Below are 5,073 nucleotides of genomic sequence, written 5' to 3'. Positions count from 1 at the left end.
GGTGGATATAAAGAAATTATTGCAAGTATTTCAGGGAAAGGAGTCTTTTCTAAACTGAAATTTGAATCAGGTGTTCATCGTGTGCAGCGCATTCCAGAGACAGAAACTGGTGGGCGTATTCATACATCTGCTGCAACCGTTGCAGTCCTTCCAGAGGCTGAAGAAATTGATATTGAAATTCGTCCCGAAGATATTCGCATCGACACAATGCGCGCCTCTGGCGCAGGAGGACAGCATGTCAATACAACGGACTCAGCTGTTCGTATCACCCATATTCCAACAGGAATTATGGTTGTACAAGCAGAAAAATCACAGCACCAAAACCGCGCTCGGGCGCTGCAAATTTTGCGCGCACGCTTATTTGATATGGAACGACAAAAAGCGGAAAATGAACGTTCAGCTTCTCGTAAAAATCAAGTTGGCTCTGGTGATCGCTCTGAGCGTATTCGTACCTATAATTTTCCACAAGGACGTGTCACGGATCACCGCATTAATCTCACTCTTTATAAGCTTGACCGTATCTTGGAAGGAGAACTTGATGAGGTTATTCATGCACTCATATCTGATCATCAGACCACCCTCCTTACGGAAATGGATAATCATGAATGAATGCGCATTCTCTCCACAATGTCATCCGACAAACTCAAGAAAAATTGCGTGCTCAAGGAATTTCTGAAGCTAATCTCGAAGCAAAAATACTCGTTGAATGGATAACAGGTACAAATGCATTGGATAGGATTCTGCAACCAAATCTCCGCTTGTCTTTTGAACAAAGTGCACAATTAGAACAGCTCGTACAACGACGCGTTGCTGGCGAACCTGTCTACCGTATTATTGGAGCGAGAGAATTTTATGGCATATCTTTCGCACTCTCTCAAGAAACATTAGAACCACGCCCTGATACAGAAACACTGGTAGATCTTGTCCTTCCCCTGCTCAAAAAATATGCTGAAAAATCAGAAAAAATAACACTGCTCGATATGGGAACAGGCAGTGGCGCTCTTGCCATTACACTCCTTAAACAAGTTCCACAATCCTACGCACTGGCTGTTGACATTTCTGAAGATGCCCTTACAACAGCGACAAAGAATGCTGAAATGGCGGGCGTTATCAATCGTTTTACTCCTCTTTTGAGCGACTGGTTTGATTCTGTCACTGGTCAATTTGATCTTATCATTTCTAATCCACCCTATATTCCAGAAAAAGATATACAAAATCTTGCTAAAGAAGTCCGACTCTATGATCCATTGCGGGCACTGATTGGTGGAAAAGACGGCCTTCATTTTTATCGAAAGCTCGCCCATGAAGCAGCAAACTACTTAAAAGAAAAAGGCTCTATCGCCGTCGAAATTGGCTATTCTCAAGAAAAAGCAGTCTGCAGCTTGTTTGAAAAAAACGGTTTTAAATGTGTAGAAATGCGCAAAGACTTCAATAGTATACCCCGCGCCCTTCTCTTTGTAGAAAAACCTTAAAATGCCCAATCATCGTCCGTAGTCGCAACCGCCTTGCCAATGACATAGGAAGAACCAGCACCTGAAAAAAAGTCGTGATTTTCATCAGAGTTCGGCGATAAAGCAGCTAAAATAGCCGGATTAACACGGCAAACTTCGGGTGGAAAAAGAACTTCAAAACCCAAGTTCATTAAAGCCTTGTTTGCATTATAATGAAGGAAAATCTTAACATCCTCTGTCAGCCCAAGTGCATCATAAAGATCTTCAGTATATTTGCATTCAATATTATAAAGATCGAAGAGCAAACTAAAGGCAAAATCTTTAACTTCCTGCTTTTTGGCATCATCAAGTTTTGCATATCCCAATTGAAATTTATAGCCAATATAGTAACCATGTACAGCTTCATCACGAATGATAAGCCGAATGAGATCCGCTGTATTGGTTAATTTAGCACGGCTCGCCCAATACATAGGCAAATAGAAACCAGAATAGAATAAAAAGCTTTCTAACAAAGTCGAAGCAATTTTCTTTTTTAGTGGATCATCTCCTTCATAACGTTCAAGGATTAATCTGGCTTTTTTTTGTAAATGACTATTTTCCTCTGACCATCTAAACGCATCATCAACCTCTACCGTCGAACAAAGGGTCGAAAAAATAGAAGAATAAGAACGCGCATGCACTGCTTCCATGAAAGCAATATTGGTCAATACTGCCTCCTCATGCTCTGTGATTGCATCAGCAAGCAATGAAATGGCACCCACAGTATTTTGAATGGTATCTAAAAGTGTTAGTCCAGTAAAAACACGAATCGTGAGCTTGCGTTCTTCTTCTGTTAAACTTGACCATGAAGGAATATCATTGGAGAGTGGAACCTTTTCTGGCAACCAAAAATTTCCAGTTAAACGGTTCCATACCTCAAGATCTTTCTCATCATGCAATCTATTCCAATTGACAGCGCAAACAACAGGATTTTTGGTCGTAATCTTTGTCATATGATTATCTCCTATAGACTGCACGAAACACAGCCATCCACTTCTGTACCACTCAAAGCTACTTGCCGCAAACGTATATAATAAATACTCTTTATACCCTTTTTCCAAGCATAAATTTGGGCACGGTTAATATCACGCGTGGTGGCAGTATCTGGAAAAAATAGCGTTAATGAAAGACCTTGATCAACATGCTGTGTGGCAGCAGCGTAGGTATCAATAATCTTTTCAGGACCAATCTCATAAGCATCCTGGTAAAAATCCAGATTTGTATTATCCATGTAAGGCGCAGGATAATAAACGCGCCCAATTTTTCCCTCTTTGCGAATTTCAATCTTTGAAGCAATAGGATGTATAGAAGAGGTTGCGTGATTAATATAGGAAATAGACCCCGTGGGAGGGACAGCCTGCAGATTGCGATTATAAAGCCCATATTCGACAACTAAATCCTTGAGTTCCTGCCAATCCTTTTGGTCGGGTATAGCAATATTATTCCGTGCAAAAAGCTCTTGTACAAGCGCGAATTGTGGCTTCCATTCTTTCTCAATATATTTGGCAAAAAAACGACCGTCTGCATAAGCGGACTTCTCAAATCCTGCAAAGATTTTCTTACGCTCGCGTGCAATTACATTGGAAGAACGTATGGCATGATAGGTTACCGTATAAAAATAAATATTGGTAAAATCAATCGCTTCTGGAGACCCATAATAGATCTTCTCTCGCGCTAAAAAGCCATGTAGATTCATTTGTCCCAAACCAATCGCGTGGCTTTCAGCATTGCCCTTCGCAATAGATGGCACACAAGCAATATCACTCATATCAGAAACAGCTGTAAGCGCACGAACAGCAGCTTCCACTGTTCGCCCAAAATCAGGACTTTTCATTGCTTTTGCAATATTCATGGAACCAAGATTACAAGATATATCACTTCCAACAGTGCGATAGGTTAAATCCGTCTCTAGTTCACTCGCCTCACTCACCTGTAAAATTTCTGAACATAAATTGCTCATGCTTATACGCCCAGCTATCGGATTGGCTCTATTCGCAGTATCCTCAAATAAAATGTAGGGATAACCTGATTCAAATTGAATTTCCGCTAAAGTCTGGAAAAAAACACGGGCACTTATTTTCTTTTTACGAATCCTTGCATCATCAACAAAAGATCGATAATGCTCCGTCAAAGAAATATCACTAAAGGGTTTGCCTGTTACACGCTCAATATCATAAGATGAGAACAGATACATATCCTCATTATTGCGTGCGAGCTCAAAAGTAATATCAGGAATGACAACACCAAGTGAAAGCGTTTTAATTCTGACTTTCTCATCAGCATTCTCACGCTTTGTATCTAAAAACTTCATAATATCTAAATGGTGCGCATGTAAATAAACAGCGCCAGCCCCCTGCCTTGCACCAAGTTGATTGGCATAAGAGAAGGAATCTTCCAAAAGTTTCATCACAGGTAAAACACCAGAAGATTGGTTTTCTATTTGCTTAATCGGCGCTCCTGCTTCTCGCAAATTGGTCAAACAAAGTGCTACCCCTCCACCCCGCTTTGAAAGCTGTAAAGCCGAATTAACCGAACGCCCTATCGATTCCATATTATCTTCAACACGCAACAAAAAACACGATACCAATTCACCCCGTTGTTTCTTTCCCGCATTCAAAAATGTCGGGGTTGCAGGTTGAAAACGTCCTGTAATAATTTCATCCACAAAACTCTCAGCAAGAGCCTTATCGCCCTGTGCTAAATATAAAGAAACAAGACAGACACGATCTTCATAACGCTCAAGATAGCGCTTCCCATCAAAAGTCTTTAGTGTATAGCTGGTATAATATTTGAACGCGCCTAAAAAAGTAGGAAAACGAAACTTAAACGCATAAGCACGCTTAAAAAGCTTTTTGATAAAAGAAAATTCGTAAAGCTCAAACAAATCTTTTTCGTAATAACCTTCTTCTATCAAGTAGTCTATTTTTTCCTTCAAATTATGAAAAAAAACCGTGTTTTGGTTAACATGCTGAAGAAAATATTGCCGCGCGGCAAGCCTGTCCATATCAAATTGGATATGACCATTTTCATCATACAGATTAAGCATTGCATTCAGTGCATGATAATCGGTGATTTGACCTGATTTCTGCGACTGTTCTATCCCAATTGTTTCCAAAATCTTTCCAATCCCTTTTTTACACAAATAACATCTTCATCAGTTCCACGTAACTCAAAACGATAAAGGCAAGGCACACAACATTTTTCAGAAATGATCTTACTTGCTAAATTATAATAGCGACCAAAATTACGATTCCCACCACCAATGACACCACGAATGAATTTGCGATTCTCACTTTCATTGAGGAAATGAATAACTGCTTTTGGCACAGCCCCTCTGCCTTCACCATCTGCATAGGTAGGAACAACCAACACATAAGGCTCACCAACCAACACAGATGGTTTTTTCTTATCAATTTTGAAAAGTTGTTGACCAAGCTGTGAAACAAAATGTTCAGTATTACCCGTAGCACTCGAATAATAAACAATAAGTCCCATTAAACACAAAGACCACTAATCATATCTGGTCTAAAACCAGACCAATGATTTTCACCACAAACAACGACAGGAACCTGACGATACCCCA

At 40.1% G+C, this 5,073-nt stretch carries 5 protein-coding genes and 1 pseudogene; 2 read left to right on the top strand and 4 right to left on the bottom strand.

The window, feature by feature from the left end; translation table 11 throughout:
- Nucleotides 1-609: peptide chain release factor 1 (locus tag FS875_RS09330; protein WP_144756038.1), on the top strand; the 609-nt coding region annotated here is incomplete at its 5' end.
- Nucleotides 606-1,472: a peptide chain release factor N(5)-glutamine methyltransferase gene (gene prmC, locus FS875_RS09325; protein ID WP_144756036.1), complete on the top strand. Its 867-nt coding sequence runs from the start codon at nt 606-608 to the stop codon at nt 1,470-1,472. The genes FS875_RS09330 and prmC, both read left to right, overlap by 4 nt.
- On the opposite strand, the gene nrdF is transcribed toward prmC, so the two are convergent.
- From nrdF to FS875_RS09305, 4 genes and pseudogenes are all read right to left on the bottom strand, one after another.
- Nucleotides 1,469-2,443 carry a class 1b ribonucleoside-diphosphate reductase subunit beta gene (gene nrdF, locus FS875_RS09320; RefSeq protein ID WP_144756034.1) on the bottom strand — a complete coding sequence of 325 codons (975 nt, stop codon included), beginning with the start codon at nt 2,441-2,443 and terminating at the stop codon, nt 1,469-1,471. The two genes, prmC and nrdF, sit on opposite strands and share 4 nt — an antisense overlap.
- A gap of 11 nt (nt 2,444-2,454) precedes the next feature.
- Nucleotides 2,455-4,605, bottom strand: a complete 2,151-nt coding sequence (gene nrdE / locus FS875_RS09315) for a class 1b ribonucleoside-diphosphate reductase subunit alpha (protein WP_144756032.1) — start codon at nt 4,603-4,605, stop codon at nt 2,455-2,457.
- On the bottom strand, nt 4,587-4,985 hold the full coding sequence (nrdI, locus tag FS875_RS09310; protein WP_144756030.1) for a class Ib ribonucleoside-diphosphate reductase assembly flavoprotein NrdI: 399 nt from the start codon (nt 4,983-4,985) through the stop codon (nt 4,587-4,589). Before nrdI ends, nrdE begins: the two co-directional genes overlap by 19 nt.
- Nucleotides 4,985-5,073: pseudogene (locus FS875_RS09305) on the bottom strand (NrdH-redoxin); the annotation flags it as partial. The pseudogene FS875_RS09305 and the gene nrdI, both read right to left, overlap by 1 nt.

Source organism: Bartonella saheliensis (genome assembly GCF_902162175.1).
Note: the sequence above shows the minus strand (reverse complement) of the source record. Positions and strands in the feature narration are given on the sequence as shown.

Bases quoted from the DNA above. Each gene is read 5' to 3' on its own strand.
- nrdI (WP_144756030.1), bottom strand. From the start codon at position 4,985: ATGGGACTTATTGTTTATTATTCGAGTGCTACGGGTAATACTGAACAT.
- nrdF (WP_144756034.1), bottom strand. From the start codon at position 2,443: ATGACAAAGATTACGACCAAAAATCCTGTTGTTTGCGCTGTCAATTGG.
- prmC (WP_144756036.1), top strand. From the start codon at position 606: ATGAATGCGCATTCTCTCCACAATGTCATCCGACAAACTCAAGAAAAA.